This window comes from Fontibacillus forbon, from assembly GCF_046559655.1.
GTDB lineage: Bacteria > Bacillota > Bacilli > Paenibacillales > Paenibacillaceae > Fontibacillus.
The window spans coordinates 1,339,123-1,354,485 of record NZ_JBKGFV010000001.1 but is presented as its reverse complement, the minus strand read 5'-3'; the positions used below and the strand labels follow the sequence as shown (position 1 = coordinate 1,354,485).

Annotated in this window: 14 protein-coding genes; 13 read left to right on the top strand and 1 reads right to left on the bottom strand. The window is 48.7% G+C overall.

Annotated elements, in window-relative coordinates; all coding sequences use genetic code 11:
- The first annotated feature begins 541 nt into the window (after positions 1-541).
- From ilvB to ACLB09_RS06215, 7 genes are all read left to right on the top strand, one after another.
- Positions 542-2,287 (top strand): biosynthetic-type acetolactate synthase large subunit, encoded by a 1,746-nt coding sequence (gene ilvB / locus ACLB09_RS06245; protein ID WP_410768886.1) that lies wholly within the window; start codon positions 542-544, stop codon positions 2,285-2,287.
- 104 nt (positions 2,288-2,391) lie between these two features.
- Positions 2,392-3,030 carry a hypothetical protein gene (locus ACLB09_RS06240; protein ID WP_410768885.1) on the top strand — a complete coding sequence of 213 codons (639 nt, stop codon included), beginning with the start codon at positions 2,392-2,394 and terminating at the stop codon, positions 3,028-3,030.
- 191 nt (positions 3,031-3,221) lie between these two features.
- Entirely contained in the window at positions 3,222-3,389 is a 168-nt protein-coding gene (locus ACLB09_RS06235) for a hypothetical protein (RefSeq protein ID WP_410768884.1), read from the top strand.
- A 112-nt stretch (positions 3,390-3,501) separates the two neighbouring features.
- Positions 3,502-3,918 carry an Rrf2 family transcriptional regulator gene (locus ACLB09_RS06230; protein ID WP_410768883.1) on the top strand — a complete coding sequence of 139 codons (417 nt, stop codon included), beginning with the start codon at positions 3,502-3,504 and terminating at the stop codon, positions 3,916-3,918.
- A 92-nt stretch (positions 3,919-4,010) separates the two neighbouring features.
- Complete coding sequence (locus ACLB09_RS06225; protein WP_410768882.1) at positions 4,011-4,874, top strand: SDR family oxidoreductase; 864 nt, start codon at positions 4,011-4,013, stop codon at positions 4,872-4,874.
- 187 nt (positions 4,875-5,061) lie between these two features.
- The gene (locus ACLB09_RS06220; RefSeq protein WP_410768881.1) at positions 5,062-5,412 is read left to right on the top strand and encodes a hypothetical protein; all 351 of its coding nucleotides are present in this window, start codon (positions 5,062-5,064) and stop codon (positions 5,410-5,412) included.
- On the top strand, positions 5,399-5,884 hold the full coding sequence (locus ACLB09_RS06215) for a nitroreductase family protein (RefSeq protein ID WP_410768880.1): 486 nt from the start codon (positions 5,399-5,401) through the stop codon (positions 5,882-5,884). The genes ACLB09_RS06220 and ACLB09_RS06215 overlap by 14 nt, the downstream gene beginning before the upstream one ends.
- 69 nt (positions 5,885-5,953) lie before the next feature.
- On the opposite strand, the gene ACLB09_RS06210 is transcribed toward ACLB09_RS06215, so the two are convergent.
- Positions 5,954-7,183, bottom strand: a complete 1,230-nt coding sequence (locus tag ACLB09_RS06210) for an NCS2 family permease (protein ID WP_410768879.1) — start codon at positions 7,181-7,183, stop codon at positions 5,954-5,956.
- Between the two features lie 373 nt (positions 7,184-7,556).
- On the opposite strand from ACLB09_RS06210, the gene ACLB09_RS06205 reads away from it, so the two are divergent.
- From ACLB09_RS06205 to ACLB09_RS06180, 6 genes are all read left to right on the top strand, one after another.
- Positions 7,557-9,293, top strand: a complete 1,737-nt coding sequence (locus ACLB09_RS06205; protein ID WP_410768878.1) for an ABC transporter ATP-binding protein — start codon at positions 7,557-7,559, stop codon at positions 9,291-9,293.
- Positions 9,286-11,160, top strand: coding sequence for an ABC transporter ATP-binding protein (locus tag ACLB09_RS06200; RefSeq protein ID WP_410768877.1), 1,875 nt, complete (start codon positions 9,286-9,288; stop codon positions 11,158-11,160). The genes ACLB09_RS06205 and ACLB09_RS06200 overlap by 8 nt, the downstream gene beginning before the upstream one ends.
- 349 nt (positions 11,161-11,509) lie before the next feature.
- The gene (locus ACLB09_RS06195; protein WP_410768876.1) at positions 11,510-11,842 is read left to right on the top strand and encodes a hypothetical protein; all 333 of its coding nucleotides are present in this window, start codon (positions 11,510-11,512) and stop codon (positions 11,840-11,842) included.
- A gap of 14 nt (positions 11,843-11,856) precedes the next feature.
- Entirely contained in the window at positions 11,857-12,513 is a 657-nt protein-coding gene (locus ACLB09_RS06190) for a PspA/IM30 family protein (RefSeq protein ID WP_410768875.1), read from the top strand.
- 343 nt (positions 12,514-12,856) lie between these two features.
- Entirely contained in the window at positions 12,857-13,702 is an 846-nt protein-coding gene (locus ACLB09_RS06185; RefSeq protein WP_410768874.1) for an aminoglycoside 6-adenylyltransferase, read from the top strand.
- A gap of 100 nt (positions 13,703-13,802) precedes the next feature.
- Entirely contained in the window at positions 13,803-15,359 is a 1,557-nt protein-coding gene (locus ACLB09_RS06180; protein ID WP_410768872.1) for an ABC-F family ATP-binding cassette domain-containing protein, read from the top strand.
- The last annotated feature ends 4 nt before the right edge of the window (positions 15,360-15,363 follow it).

Here is a 15,363-nt window from a genome sequence, read left to right as displayed (position 1 = left end):
GTCGATCCACAAGTAGGCTCAAACGGAATGGCACCCGTTACCGTGCTGCAGGTAAGGAGATTTCTCCTTACCTCATGAGGCCGGAATCGCAAGATTCCCGGTAAATCAGGGTGGTACCGCGAAATGAACCCCTTTCGTCCCTAAGCTTGACAGGCGTATTCTGTCGGCTTTGGCTGAAAGGGGTTTTTAATTTTATATGTAAAGCGATGAAGAGAATTAAATTGCAAAAGCACTTATGCCCAGAGAGCAGGGGGAATGCTGAAACTTCTGCCATAATCTTTTGCGAGATGTCGTCTCGAAGCTGTTGACCGAAAGTTGGCGTCAAGTCAAGTCGCCCATCCACGAGTAGGCTCAAACGGAATGGCACCCGTTACCGTGCTGCAGGTAAGGAGATTTCTCCTTTCCTCATGAGGCCGGAATCGCAAGATTCCCGGCAAATCAGGGTGGTACCGCGAAATGAACCCCTTTCGTCCCTTTGGCATGGCAAATGTTAGGCCGGCCGGGATGAAGGGGGCTATTTTTTATTAGGAGGGAACCACTCATGAAGAAAACCAAGATGAACGAGATGGATCGGCAGGGGTTGCAAAAACCATCCCCGGAGTTAATTACCGGATCGGAAATGCTGTTAAGATGCTTGCTCCGGGAAGGTACGGAATGCGTATTCGGATATCCGGGCGGTAACGTTCTTTATATCTATGATGCTATGCTCGGCAATCCGGAATTCAGACACATTTTGACGCGGCATGAGCAGGGGGCCATCCACGCCGCCGACGGATATGCCAGATCGACGGGGAAAGTGGGGGTTGTGATCGCCACATCCGGTCCGGGAGCGACGAATTTGGTAACCGGCATTGCAACCGCCTATATGGATTCCGTCCCGCTTGTCATCATTACAGGTAACGTTCCGACAAGTGTGCTTGGTACGGATGCTTTCCAGGAAGCGGACATTACTAGCATTACGATGCCCATTACCAAACATAATTATTTGGTTCGTGACGCGAATGACTTGCCCTTCATCATTCATGAAGCGTTCCATCTTGCCAATACGGGCAGAAAGGGTCCGGTATTGATCGACATTCCCAAGGATGTATCCAACCAGAAGATACAGGATACCCGGTCGTCATCCGGCGCTATCCAGTTGCGAGGCTATCAGGCCGATCCGAAGCTTGAAACGGAAAAAATCGACGCTTTGATTCGGGCGATTGCGGAAGCCGAACAGCCTGTCATTATTGCCGGGGGCGGCGTAATCTATTCGAATGCATCGAATGAACTGTTGGAGTTCGTCAATAAAACAAACATCCCCGTGGCAACTACTTTGCTCGGTCTCGGGGGATTCCCGAGTGCCCATGAGTTATGGTTAGGCATGCTTGGGCATCATGGCGTTTATGCGGCGAATATGGCGATCCAACACGCCGATTTGGTCATTTCGATCGGCTCCAGGTTCGACGACCGCGTCACGATGAAACTGGATGGATTCGCTCCGCAGGCTAAGTTGATCGCGCATATCGATATCGATCCGGCGGAAATCGGGAAGAATGTGAAAACGGATATTGCCTGCATTGGCGATATCAAAGCTGTGCTTGGCTATGCAAATAAAAATGCATTATCTTCCCGATCAAGTACGTGGATTACCGAAATTCAGGAGAATAAAACCCGGTTTCCTTTACGGTATAAAGATTCCGAAAGTGAGCTTAAGCCCCAGTTCGTAATCGAAATGATCCATGAAACCACGAAAGGCGAAGCGATTATTACGACGGATGTAGGCCAGCACCAGATGTGGGCGGCTCAATATTATAAATTCAATCATCCTCGTTCCTTGATCACCTCCGGAGGTTTCGGAACGATGGGATTTGGATTGCCGTCCGCCATCGGCGCTCAGGTAGGAAATCCTGATCGGCTCGTAATATCGGTAAACGGCGACGGCGGGATGCAAATGTGTGCCCAGGAAATGGCGATCTGCGCCATTCATAACATTCCCGTCAAAATCGTTGTCATTAATAATCAAGTACTGGGAATGGTCAAACAACAACAGGAAATCATCTATCGGCATCGATACAGCCATATCGATCTTGCCGGAAGCCCGGACTTCGTAAAATTGGCGGAGGCTTATGGAATCAGAGGATTAAGGGCGCATACGAAAACGGAGGCGCTCCGGATTTGGAACGAGGCCCTGGAGATTTCCGGCCCTGTTCTTGTCGAATTTGTCGTACCGAAGGATGAGAATGTTTACCCCATGGTTCTCGGCGGAACGACATTGGATCAGATGATCATGGGGGGTTCGGAATGATGAAAGACCTATTTTTATAATCAGAAATAAATTGTTAGGTCTAAGGTCCTTGTGGTAATGTTATTAAAGTTATTTTAATTTACCCACAAGGAGCAAATGGCAGCATGAAAAAACTCAATTTGGTTTTGTCATTTTTATTGGTGATGATTATCTCGTTTATTGCCGGCGTATATGCAGCGCCTTCCATTCAGTTAGGCGGAAACGTGAAGCTAGCGGATAGCCCGGCAAACGTTGATCCTGAATCTGCTGGGAACAAAGTCGCTCCGGCTGAATCGGGCGAAACGATTTCCATAGCTGAATCATCGGACGGCAATTCTTTGGAGACATCCAAGGACGATACGGATCTCTCCGCCAGCGAATCGGCCGAGGTCGTTTCAACTGGCGGAGAAATCGGTACTCCTATCACGTTCAATTACAGCATTAACAGTGCCGAAGGCATCAAAGTTACCTGGGAAGGGAAGAACCTGACCGGCAAAACGATCAATTATTATACGGCCGAGCTCAGCACCTATAATAGGGTAGGGGATCCGTCACATGACGAATTTACAGGGGACAGCAATTTTTCATTAAAATATGTGGGGCCGATTGAGCCGGAAGGAGACATGATCCTATTTGATCTGTTTACTTACCAAGGGGCACTACATAAAATCAAAATTGATAAGTTCATTCTTGAGTACAGCGACGGCACGACAGAAACAATCGATTATGGATACGAAACCACGGATGACAGCGGACTTGATTAGATGGTAAACCCTCGAATTTAACGATTTGCCTTTTGGAGATACATATCAATGAACAAAAGATGAGAAGCAGCCATGGCTGCTTTTTGTATTTTATAGACTCATCTTATTAGGATCTGGAAAGAAAGAAACAATCACGAAGCCGAATAAAGCCTTGTGATAAGGGCAATCTATCCGCACAAGGAGGGAAGAATATGCCGTATGAACATGAACCCGATCTAACGGATGGAGACCCGAATACTATTTATGAGGATACTCGCCCCCATACGCCTACAGGCTTCTTACCGGAACAGTCAAACATTTTGAATATTCCTTCAGATGAAGCTTATGAAAAAAATAGAAACAAACCGTCCGAATCATAACCCGGGCTGATCAAAAAGACAGGATACAGTTGTTATAGGCTGTATCTTGTCTTGATATATTGACAATGCCTCTAGAAGTAACTACAATGGTTACAACCGGTGGTGATACCAAATGAAACAGATTAGTACGCGATTTTCGATGGCAGTGCACACTCTTTCTCTGATTGCCGTCAGTCCGCAAGATTGTACCGGAGATTACATTGCGAGCAGCGTTAATACGAACCCCGTTGTAATCCGAAGAATTATGGGGATGCTAAAAAAGGCAGGATTAGTGGATGTCCGACCTGGAGTAGGCGGCGCTTCCTTGCTTAAACCTCCTGATCGGATTACGCTCCTTGATGTCTATCGGGCCGTGAATGTGACGGAAGAGAACCAATTGTTCCGCATACACGAAGAGCCGAACTTTGCTTGCCCGGTTGGACGGAATATCGAGGAAGTTCTACAAGATGATTTGAGAGAAGCTCAATCTGCGATGGAGCAACGATTGGGACAAGTGACAGTGCAGAAGCTGATCGAAAAGTTCAAGTAAAAGCTCTTAATGAGCTTTTCTTATACACTTGTTGTAACTTTAATGGTTATAACAACTTTCATTACAACAATATTCTTTGGGAGGTAATATTCATGAAAATTTTAGTTACAGGCGCAACAGGGAAATTGGGAGCAAAGGTAGTAGAGCAACTTTTGAAAACTGTACCCGCCAATGAACTGGCGGTCAGTGTAAGAGATCCGCTGAAAGCGGAAGGACTACGCAATCGTGGGGTAGATGTTCGCCATGGGGATTTCGATCATCCTGAAACATTAGAAACCGCTTTTAAAGGGATTGATCGATTGTTGATCATTTCTGCGGACGGAGATAATGAAACGAGAATTCGCCAGCACCAGCATGCTGTTTCTGCCGCTGAACGTGCCGGAGTTCAATTTATTGCCTATACCAGCTTGGCAAACGCTCAAGATAGTAAAAATATGCTTGCGCCAACGCACAAAGCAACCGAAGAAGCTATTTTGAAAACGGGTATTCCATATTCTTTCTTGCGTAACAACTGGTATTTGGAAAATGAAGTATCGAGCATCCAAGGCGTCCTGGCAGGAGCTCCTTGGGTAACATCGGCGGGTAACGGCAAAGTGGGCTGGGCACTGCAGCAAGAATATGCCGAGGCCGCCGCAGCTGTACTAACAGGAGATGCACATAATAACAAAATCTATGAGCTGTCAGGCAAGCTTTTGTCACAGGAAGAAATGGCATCTGCCTTGGGAACAGTGATCGGCAAAGAGGTGCCTGTTCAGCAGGTCAGCGACGCTGTATATGCGGAAATCATGAAAAATGCCGGGGTACCTGATTTCGTGATCCCTATGCTTGTCGGCATCCAGGAGGGGATTCGAGAAGGGACTCTCGAGGTGGAAAGCCATGATTTCGAACAACTGCTCGGCCGGCCGCTAACCCCGATCAGCGAGGCTTTGAGACAAATCGTTAACGGTATTGCCTAACATTGTTATCCAAGAAGCATCAGCGGCTGCTGGTGCTTTTTTTATAGCAGCTAAAAAAGGATTTTCGATATATCCGGCCAATTCTTCTCAAGAAACATAACTTGACATCCTTGCATAAGTTCGTATACATTTGTATACAAAGCAATGACGTATACGAATGTATACAACTCTGAGGAGGAGATGTAAAATGCGTGAGGGAAGACATAAACATAGAGAGAATCACGGTTACAGAGAGCATATGGAAAGCCGTGGAGGGCATGAATGTGATCCGAACGGCAAACAACGGCCCCAAAGTGCCCAGACTTTTCGCCGAGGCCGGGCGATAGCTTTTCTTGAAAGGTTAAACATCAAGCGTTCGACTTTGCAGAAGCAGCTGGAACAACCGGAATATGAGTCCATTAAGCAAGTCATCAGCGGCGAACTGAAGGCAACCGATGCGATCATTCAGGAGTTCATTCATACATTTGAGCTGCGTGAAGCCATTTTCGATAACGATTCTAAAAGTAAAGGAGCCGATGTAAACCATGACAATAACTGATGCGATCAAAAACCGCAGAACGATCAAATCCTTTAAACCGGATCCCATTCTTGAAAGCGAATTGCTTACCTGGTTGGGGACGGCAAGCTATGCGCCTAATCATCGGTTGAACGAACCCTGGGAAATTGTTGTCGTCGGGCCGGAGACCAGATCGAAATTAAATCATAAAAAGGATTTTGGCGGGGCGCCTGTCGTCCTCGCCATATTGTCCAAACCCGCAGCCACTCCTTTCGAACGGGATGAAAATGTCATGGCCGTTTCTTGTTTCGTGCAAAACTTCATGTTAGCCGCTCATGAAGCGGGGGCAGGCGTTTATTGGTCATCCATGGGGAATTTGCCGCAAAATCGCGATATACTCGGCGTAGAGCAAGATTGCGATGTCGTTGGCGTATTGGGAGTCGGCTATCCGGCGGAAGTTCCGGTGGCCAAACCGAGAACACCGATTGCATCCAAGATTACGAATTTAGCTTAACTGTAATATATATGAAAAGGCCCGTCCGAACGCCAAATCGTTCGGACGGGCCTGAATTATGAATTGGACTCAAATGGCCTGAAGCACAAAATGCAAGATGAAGAGAAGCGAAATGAAATAGAAGAGGGGCTTCACTTCGCGCCATTTGCCGACAGCCGCATGAAACAATGCGTAGCTGATGAAGCCAATCGCGATTCCGTCCACGATGCTATGCATGAGCGGAATGAAAGCGATGATGAAGAAGGCGGGTAGCCCTTTTTCCATGCGTTCAAAAGAAATGCTTCGAACGGACGGCATCATCAAACCACCGATGAAAATAAGGATCGGCGCGACGGCCTGATCCGGAACGAGCGTGATCACGGGCATTGCAATCAGCGAACACAAGAATAAGATTCCGGTAAATGCCGATGTCCAGCCTGTTTTACCTCCGGCTGATATCCCGGCTGCCGCCTCGACAGTCGATACGGTAGGACTTGTCCCGAAGATGCCGCTAAGAAAGACGGAGAACGAAGTAGCTTGCATGGCACGTTTGAAGCGCCCTTGTTTTCCGCTCATGTTCAATTGGGCGTTAATGAGACCGACATTCTCGAACACGATGACGAGCGTAAGCGAAAAGACAGCGACAATCAGGGTCGTAACAGGCAAGTCTTTTACCGATAATTGTCCGAAAACTTCTCCGTAAGAAGACCATGAGAAGCTTCCAAAGCTTCCTGACGCCGAAGGCTTAACGCCGAATAATAAGGCAAGCATTGTTCCGCCGATAATGGACAGCAGTAAATTGCCGGGAACCTTCCGCATGTACAAAATGCACGTTAATACCAAAGTGGCAAGCGTTACAACGACACCGGGGTTCGTGAATGATTGTACGGCTATAACCGAGGCGTTATCCGGAAGAATAACGCCTCCCTTATGCAAGCCGATCAGGACCAGCATAAGACCGATACCTACGGAGATCGCTTCTTGAAGCGAAGCAGGGATGGCCTCGCGTAACTTCTCGACGAGAGAGCTCATGCTGATGGCCAAAAAACAGATCCCCGACATCATGGACACCGCCAGCGCTTGCTGCCAGGTTAAACCCATACCTTGAACAAGCGTATAGGTGAACATGGCATTAATCCCCATACCGGGAGCGATAATCAAGGGAGCTTTGCCCCATAAAGCCATCACGAAGCAGCCTGCAGCCGATGCAAGAATCGTGGCAATAATCCCGGCTTCTTGGGGAATGCCGGCATCCGCCAATATCGACGAATTGACTATAATAATATAGACGATCGCAAAAAATGAAACGGTTCCTGCCAAAGCCTCCCGTCGCCAAAAGCTTGGGGTAAGGCGGGAAGTTGGATCAGGTGATGTATACTCCTTTGCCTGCGATGGTGTCTGTTTCTCTTGGTGGACCAACAAAAAACCTTCCTTCCATTGTAACCCCTCACCCAACCCTTTCAAAAAATGAAAGAAAAACGGCTTAAAACCGCATGAGTTCTATCTTACCACAATCCGAAATCCAGAATCTAATGAATTTCATTACATTCGAAGTATGCCGTACCCATGATAATTTTAATCTTGACATGACGTTAACACCTCGTATACATTTGTATACATAAAAGAATCGTATACAAATGTATATGTATAATAAGGAGCATGGTCATGTACATAGAAAAATTGGGTGAAATGAATGCTGAAGCTTAAGAAATTTATTAGGCCCTATTGGCTGTGGTGCGTACTGGCGCCGCTATTGATGGTGGTCGAGGTGATTATGGATTTGATGCAGCCGGCGCTGATGGCAAGCATCGTAAATGATGGTCTCTTAACGAACGACTTGGATCACATTGTCTCAACGGGGTTAACGATGCTGGGCGTAGCCTTCATCGGACTGATCGGCGGGGTAGGTTGCACCGTATTTTCAAGCATCGCCTCCCAAAGTTTCGGCAATGATTTGCGGATCAAGCTGTTTGAACACATCCAGACGTTCTCGAATCGCAATTTGGACCGGCTGAAAACAGGCTCGCTCATTACCCGGTTAACGAACGATGTAGGACAATTGCAGACATTTGTGCAAATGATTTTGCGTTCGTTCGTCCGTTCTCCGTTGCTGCTTGTCGGCAGTTTGGTGATGGCGATCCGGATCAGTCCGTCCCTGACGCTGATCCTGTCCGTGTCCGTCCCGTTGTTATTCGTCATTCTGTATGCGATCATCTCTCTTTCTTTTCCGTTATTCTCAAAAATGCAAGAGAAACTCGACGGCGTCAACACGGTATTGCAGGAAAATCTGTCGGGCATCCGGGTGATCAAGGCTTTCGTTCGCTCAAAAGAAGAACAAAAGCGTTTTAATGACGCTAATACGGAGTATACCAGCAACGCGATCAAAGCCATCCGTCTCATGGCACTGAATTTGCCGCTTATGATGCTTGTTTTGAATGTAAGCATTGTGGCCGTGCTCTGGTTCGGCGGCCTTAAGAACTGGAACGGAGAACTTCCCGTCGGCGATTTAATTGCCTTCATTAATTACGTCACTCAGTTGTTGATGTCGATGATGATGCTGAGCAATTCGCTCACCTTTGTCTCCAGGGCAAAGGTTTCGGCGGACCGGGTAAACGAAGTGCTTGCCGCAACAAGCGAAATTTCCGACGCTACATCGACGGAATCCGATGTGATCCACGCCGGCCGGATTCAATTCAATCATGTATCTTTCGCTTATAATTCGACGGACGAAAATCTCGTCCTGGAAGATATCAGTTTCATTGCCGAACCGGGTAAAACGGTCGCCATTCTCGGCGCCACCGGCGCAGGCAAGTCGAGTCTCGTCAGCCTCATTCCAAGGCTTTATGAAGTTTCGTCCGGTTCCATTGAAATCGACGGAACGGACATCCGTAATATTAGCCTGGATCATCTTCGTAGCGAGATCGGATTCGTAATGCAACAAAGTATTCTGTTCAGCGGCACCATCCGCGACAATATCCGGTATGGACGTCCGGACGCTACCGAAGAAGAAGTGGTGCAGGCGGCTATGACCGCGGAAGCCCACGGCTTCATTACCGGACTTCCCGAAGGGTATGACACTCAGCTTGGTCAGCGCGGCATCAATTTGTCCGGCGGACAGAAGCAGCGTCTTTCACTCGCTCGCGCTCTGCTGATCGCTCCGAGAATCCTCATCATGGACGACAGCACCAGTGCGCTGGATGCCGTTACCGAGGCCCGAATCAGGCAACTGCTGAAAACGCGGATGCGAAGCAGTACCAACATATTGATCGCACAGCGGGTCTCGTCCGTCATCGACGCCGACGACATCCTGATCCTGGAGAACGGCCGAATCGTATCCCACGGCACCCATGAAGAACTGATGCGAAGCAGTGAAATTTACCGGGATATCCGGCAGTCGCAGCTGAAAGGAGAGGAGGCGCCCCATGCCTAACGTAAATAACCGTACTCCGATCCCCATACCCGGACGTCCCGGCGGTTTCGGCGGAGGACCTCAAGGTCCCGGCGGAGGACCCGGTCGAGGTAACGTGCCGATCGTAAGAGCCAAACACCGGGGAGCTACGATCAAGCGGATTTGGGCTTACTTAAACCGCCAGCGGGCCGGACTTATCGTAGTATATGTGTTTACCGTGCTGAATGCGGTCGTTTCCCTGATCGGGCCTTACCTGCTCGGCAAGGCCATCGATACCGCGGTCATTCCCGGCGATATGGACGGGCTTGTCCGGTTTTGTCTGCTCCTTCTGGGCATCTATCTGTTAGGGAGCGTGGTAGCCTGGGTACAGGCATATGTCATGACTTCTGTGTCGCAAAATACGGTGTTCGAGCTCAGGCGCGATCTGTTTGCCAAGTATCAGCAGTTGCCTGTTCAATTTTTTGATACGCATCCTAACGGCGAACTGATGAGCCGGGCCACCAACGACATCGATAATGTGTCGAACACGTTGAATCAAAGCGTGACCCAGTTGCTGAACAGCCTGATTACGCTGAGCGGATCGCTCGTGATCATGATTTCGCTTAACATTCCGCTTACGGTTGTCGCCATGCTTACCATTCCGCTAGTTTTGCTGGCAAGCCGTAAAATCACGGGCTTGGGCCGGGTTTATTTTAAAAACCAGCAACGTCATTTGGGTGAGCTCAACGGATTTATCGAAGAGACGGTTAGCGGGCAAAAAGTAGTAAAGCAGTACCGCAGGGAAGAGATTGAAGTTCGCCGCTTCCGCAGCATCAGCGGTGACTTGAATAAGGTCGGCATTAAGGCGCAGATCGTTTCCGGCCTTGTGGGCCCGGTCATGAACCTGATCAACAACCTGAACTTTGCCCTCATCGCGGGCGTCGGCGGCTGGATGGCTTATCATGATATAGCCACCGTGGGCGTGATCGTTAGCTTCCTTAATTATTCCAGGCAATTCGGGCGGCCGATCAACGAGCTGGCCAACCAGTACAACCTGATCCAGTCGGCGATCGCCGGCGCGGAGCGGGTGTTTGAAGTCATGGATATGCCGTCCGAATACGGGGATGAAAAAGGGAGCGAACTAGAACTGTCCAGATTGAGCGGGGAAGTCAAATTTGATGACGTATCGTTCGGCTATAAGCCGGATGCACCGATTCTGCGCGGAGTGTCGTTCGAAGCGAAACCGGGCGAGAAGATCGCGCTTGTCGGGCCGACGGGTGCCGGGAAAACGACGATTATCAATCTGTTGACCCGATTTTATGAAATCCATGACGGTAACGTGTTTATCGACGGCCGGGAGATCCGGGAGTTGGACAAAAACGCGCTTCGCCGGCAGCTCGGGATGGTACTCCAGGATGCGCATGTGTTCTCGGGTACGATTCGCGACAATATTCGCTTCGGCCGCCTCGATGCGACCGATCAGGAGATAGAAGAAGCGGCAAGGCTCGCGAATGCGGAGAGATTCATCGCCAGGCTTCCGCACGGCTATGATACGATGCTGGAATCGGAAGGCAGCAATCTGAGCCACGGACAACGCCAACTCCTGACCATTGCTCGGGCAATTCTGGCCGATCCGGCCATCCTGATTCTGGACGAAGCAACGAGCAGCGTAGATACGCGGACGGAAATGCATATCCAGCATGCGATGAAAACATTGATGAAAGGACGCACCAGCTTCGTTATTGCCCACAGGCTCAGTACGATCCGGGATGCGGACCGTATTCTTGTCATCCAAAGCGGAAAGATTGTAGAGCAGGGCAACCATGAGCAACTTCTTGCGCTCTCAGGCGTTTACCGCGAGCTTTATAACAGCCAGTTCAAGCAAGCGATTCAGACGGACGCTATGTAAGGTAAGAGACGCGCCCGCTAAGGTTGTATTCATGATAAGGACGGTAACGGCGCCAAGCCGGTAACCGTCCTTTTTTGTATTTTCCAAAAACGGAGGGCCTCAAATTCAATTTGTTCATTTAAGTTTCGTTAAAGGTTCCTGTCTTATCATACAAACATGGATGGAAGAAAGGAGGTGAAAGACATTGAAACGATCTACAATTCTAATATCCATCGCAGTATGTTTCGGTTCCATCTTTCTCCTTGCGGCACTATTAAAATTAAGCTTTGTTCCGTTACATGAAGGCGTCCAGCATCGGCAACTATGGCAAGAACCACTTAGGCATGGACATCACGGAAATCCCGTGTTCATGAAACCGAACACTGCCGCAACCCCAGAAGTGAATCCGGTATGGCTAGTTCTGCTTCAAATCGCCGTTTTGTCCGGTGGAATCGCGCTTTTCCTCAAGGCGAAGGGCGGGCTTAAATGGGCAGGTGCCGTATTCGCCGCTCTGTGTACGCTGAGTTTACTTACCCCCATTTGGGGCATGGTTGTTTTGATCCTTGCTTTCTTGTTATATAGAAGGATCGCAAATAACCGTAAATATATAACTCCTCGCGCTTTAAACGTTTTTCCGTCTTACGGGGAAACCTCAGAAAGCCGGGGACGGTTCCTGGATGAATGGGAACGCAAACAACATTAGGAGGAATGATTTTCATGGGAATTTTCACAAGAATTAAAGATATTGCCGCCGCCGACACACACCGCCTGCTGGATCTGGTGGAAGATCCGGTCAGTATGGCCAAGCACTATATCAGACAGTTGGAGGAACAGATCGATCAGGCACGATTGGCTCTGGAGAAACAGTTTGCCGCTGAACAGCAATACGATCTGTTGGTAGCAAGAACCGGTCAAATGATCGATAAGAGGGCCCGCCAGGCCGAACTTGCAGTCGAACGGAAGGAAGAAGACATCGCCAGGCTGGCCATCCAAGAGAAATTGAGCCATTCGAAGCTGCAGCAAACCTATTTGGAGCAGCGCGAAGCGATCCGGAAACAGACCCAGGCCCTACGTGAGGAAATCGGCCGGCTTATGGACCTGCATAAAGAGCTGAGCGATAAGCTCACCTTCCTGCTGGCACGCAGTCAAGCTGCGGTAGCCTTGCGGGCAACGGCGGCAACGACCTCGCCTGCCGACGTTAGCAAGATTTCGCGCGGGTTCGATCGGATGGAGCAAAAAATCATGACACTCGAATCCGGAGTACTTGCTTATCGAAGCACGGATACAAGAAATGCCTCCCCGACGGGCTGGAGCGAGCAGGATGAAGTGGAAACCGAACTCGCCAAACTTAAAGCAGCTAAGGAAAATCAGTAACGGATCTGGTAACGAGCCAATTAATTACCGCTCTGGACAAGCATTTGGCCGATGGCAAGGTTACGCAAGCCAGTATGATTCTAAGAAGGCTAATCTGAAGGCAAAAGCACTCGACATTGTAACTGAACCCCAAAACCCCTGCTACTTTACGAAGCAGGGGTATTAAGTATAAACTCCATTCGCTTGAATCCGGTTTGCCGCTGCTTTCCGGTGCTTTGATCATAACAGTCATATCTCCGGCAAACGGAAGTTAATTTTATACAATAAGTAGTCAGGATATGACAATCCTTTCGGAAATGGAGATTGTAAGATGACTATATATCCATTACAGGAGGGCAAGGCCATGCATAAAGATTTAGAGGCCGTGTTTCAAAGGGTCGTAGAGTTATTGAAAGAAGATGAACGTTGCAAGGGCGGGTGGCATTACGGTTCCATAACCAGAGGGGCGGAAGACATCTACTCGGATTATGATCCGGTTTTTCTGGTGGGAGATCGCGACTTTGAAGACTTCGCGGCAGATGTCCCGAAGGTGCTTGCCAAAGCTTCGGACGAACTTTTGATATTCTGGGGAGAAGACTTTAATGACGCCCATTTCAAGAATTATTGCAGCGTGATCCGTCTAGGGAATCAATTGCATCAGTTTGATTTTTTTATGATCAACTATGATCATCCCGAGGCATGGATGTGCAGGCAGCATTGCAAGGGTTGTACGAGGGATCATATTATTTTTGACCGGATCGGAGAAGTAGCGGCGTTCCTCGAACAAGGTTATCGTACGGATAATTACATACCCGACCCAATCAGAGCCATGGATACTTACTGGATTCATACCGAGATGTTGATCAAATACTTTAAACGACAAGATCTGTTTAAATTAATTAAAAATGTGGATGTCTTGTTTCATAGTCATGTAAACCTCTTGTTAAGCCAATACGATACGTTAGATTGGGGTTCGTGGGAGAGTAAAGTTAAACATTGCGTTCCGGAGGAAAAACAACGGCATCTGAAATCTTATTTTCCAAGGGCCGGTTTCGGCGACCTGGAAGCAGCCGTGAAAGAGAGCATAACTTTATTCAGGAAGGATGCCGCAGAGGTATGCAAGTTAAAGGGGATACATTATCCCGAGAGCATACCTGAGCAAGTCATTGCTTATTTTAACAAAAGAATGGACTCCGATGAATGGCATTAAGTGCCTAAGTAAATGATTTACTGTCGTCAAGGACTTGTTGCAAAGCGCACATTCCATATATAATATGACGAGTATATATAAATAGAAAAGGTGTTAATTCATGAGCATATTAAACGTAGAAAAACTCAGTCACGGTTTTGGGGACCGTGCGATTTTCACAGACGTATCTTTCCGCCTTCTGAAAGGGGAACATATCGGACTGATCGGAGCGAACGGCGAAGGGAAATCCACCTTCATGAATATCATTACCGGCAAGCTCCAACCGGATGAAGGGAAGGTCGAGTGGGCCAGACGTACCCGTGTCGGCTACCTGGATCAGCATGCGGTGCTGAGCAAAGGAATGACAATTCGCGATGTCCTGCGCGGAGCCTTCCAATACCTGTTCGACATGGAACAAGAAATGAACGACATGTACGCCAAAATGGGCGACGTGACGCCGGAAGAACTGGAGCAGCTGTTGGAGGATGTCGGTACGATCCAGGATACGCTGACGAATCAGGATTTTTATTTGATCGATTCCAAGGTTGAAGAGACCGCCCGAGGCCTGGGTTTAACGGATATCGGACTGGACAAGGACGTCAATGATTTGAGCGGCGGACAGCGGACGAAGGTGCTGCTTGCCAAACTGCTGCTTGAAAAGCCTGATATTTTGCTGCTTGACGAGCCCACCAACTATCTGGACGAACAGCATATCGAATGGTTACGACGGTATTTGCAGGAGTACGAAAATGCGTTCATTTTGATCTCGCATGATATTCCGTTTCTTAATAGCGTAATCAACCTGATCTATCATATGGAAAATCAGGAACTGAACCGTTATGTGGGCGATTACGACTACTTCCAGCAGGTTTACGAAGCGAAGAAGCAGCAGCTGGAATCGGCCTTTAAGCGCCAGCAGCAAGAAATTGCGGACCTGAAGGATTTCGTGGCCCGGAATAAAGCGAGCGTGGCTACGCGCAACATGGCGATGTCCCGTCAGAAGAAGCTCGATAAGATGGACGTCATCGAACTGGCCAAAGAAAAACCGAAGCCGCAGTTTAACTTCAAAGACGGCAGAACGTCCGGGAAGTTGATTTTCGAAACGACGGATTTGGTCATCGGTTACGATTCGCCGTTATCCCGGCCGCTGAATCTCCGCATGGAACGCGGTCAGAAGATCGCGCTTGTGGGGGCGAACGGGATCGGTAAAACCACGCTGCTACGGAGCATTTTAGGTCAAATCCAGGCTCTCGAAGGCTCCGTTCGTCTCGGTGAAAATCTGGAGATCGGATATTTCGAGCAGGAAATGAAAGAGGCCAACTACAATACCTGCATCGAGGAAATTTGGAATGAGTTTCCTTCGTTTAGCCAATTCGAGGTACGCGCGGCTCTCGCCAAATGCGGCCTTACCACGAAGCATATCGAGAGCAAGGTTGCGGTGCTGAGCGGTGGGGAGAAGGCGAAGGTGCGCCTTTGCAAACTGATCAACCGCGAATCGAATCTGCTCGTTCTTGACGAACCGACCAACCACCTGGATGTGGACGCCAAGGATGAACTGAAACGTGCGCTTAAAGCATACAAGGGAAGCATTCTGCTTATCTCTCACGAACCGGAATTCTACCGCGATGTCGTGACGGAAACCTGGAACTGCGAGTCCTGGACAACAAAAGTGTTTTAATATT

Excerpts from the sequence above, each read along its gene's own strand:
- ilvB (WP_410768886.1), top strand. The coding sequence starts at position 542 with ATGAAGAAAACCAAGATGAACGAGATGGATCGGCAGGGGTTGCAAAAA.
- ACLB09_RS06240 (WP_410768885.1), top strand. The coding sequence starts at position 2,392 with ATGAAAAAACTCAATTTGGTTTTGTCATTTTTATTGGTGATGATTATC.
- ACLB09_RS06235 (WP_410768884.1), top strand. The coding sequence starts at position 3,222 with ATGCCGTATGAACATGAACCCGATCTAACGGATGGAGACCCGAATACT.
- ACLB09_RS06230 (WP_410768883.1), top strand. The coding sequence starts at position 3,502 with ATGAAACAGATTAGTACGCGATTTTCGATGGCAGTGCACACTCTTTCT.
- ACLB09_RS06225 (WP_410768882.1), top strand. The coding sequence starts at position 4,011 with ATGAAAATTTTAGTTACAGGCGCAACAGGGAAATTGGGAGCAAAGGTA.
- ACLB09_RS06220 (WP_410768881.1), top strand. The coding sequence starts at position 5,062 with ATGCGTGAGGGAAGACATAAACATAGAGAGAATCACGGTTACAGAGAG.
- ACLB09_RS06215 (WP_410768880.1), top strand. The coding sequence starts at position 5,399 with ATGACAATAACTGATGCGATCAAAAACCGCAGAACGATCAAATCCTTT.
- ACLB09_RS06205 (WP_410768878.1), top strand. The coding sequence starts at position 7,557 with ATGCTGAAGCTTAAGAAATTTATTAGGCCCTATTGGCTGTGGTGCGTA.
- ACLB09_RS06200 (WP_410768877.1), top strand. The coding sequence starts at position 9,286 with ATGCCTAACGTAAATAACCGTACTCCGATCCCCATACCCGGACGTCCC.
- ACLB09_RS06195 (WP_410768876.1), top strand. The coding sequence starts at position 11,510 with ATGAAACCGAACACTGCCGCAACCCCAGAAGTGAATCCGGTATGGCTA.
- ACLB09_RS06190 (WP_410768875.1), top strand. The coding sequence starts at position 11,857 with ATGGGAATTTTCACAAGAATTAAAGATATTGCCGCCGCCGACACACAC.
- ACLB09_RS06185 (WP_410768874.1), top strand. The coding sequence starts at position 12,857 with ATGCATAAAGATTTAGAGGCCGTGTTTCAAAGGGTCGTAGAGTTATTG.
- ACLB09_RS06180 (WP_410768872.1), top strand. The coding sequence starts at position 13,803 with ATGAGCATATTAAACGTAGAAAAACTCAGTCACGGTTTTGGGGACCGT.